Origin of the sequence: Corallococcus praedator (assembly GCF_003612125.1) — a bacterium.
In the GTDB taxonomy this organism is placed as follows: Bacteria; Myxococcota; Myxococcia; order Myxococcales; family Myxococcaceae; genus Corallococcus; species Corallococcus praedator.
Map to the genome: position 1 here is coordinate 1 of NZ_RAWI01001339.1, position 399 is coordinate 399.

At 41.1% G+C, this 399-nt stretch carries 1 protein-coding gene; it reads right to left on the reverse strand.

Going from position 1 to position 399, the window contains the following annotated elements:
- Positions 1-399 (reverse strand): putative PEP-binding protein (locus tag D7Y13_RS50265; RefSeq protein WP_500683217.1); only part of this gene is annotated, 399 nt, incomplete at both ends.

The following is a 399-nucleotide window of genomic DNA, read 5'->3' on the forward strand; positions in this document are numbered from 1 at the left end:
GAAGATTTCGGCAAATTCCTCAGCTAGGATAATATTACTGGGGATCTCCGCCATGACATAAATTTCTAAGCCATTTTCTCCTTGTTTGAGACCAAATGATTTCATGAGTTCGATGACCTTTTTACCTTCTTCCACAGTTCTGCAGAAAGGAATCATAAGTTTTACATTATCCAGACCCATTTCATTTCTGACCACCTTAATGGCCTCGCATTCCAATTGAAAGGCCTCTTTATACCTTTCGTTGTAATAGCGTGATGCACCCCTAAAGCCGATCATTGGATTTTCCTCGATTGGTTCAAACTCCTTGCCACCTATAAGATTGGCATATTCATTCGATTTAAAGTCACTCATGCGCACGATCACGTCATTAGGGTAAAATGCAGCAGCAATGGTGCCTAC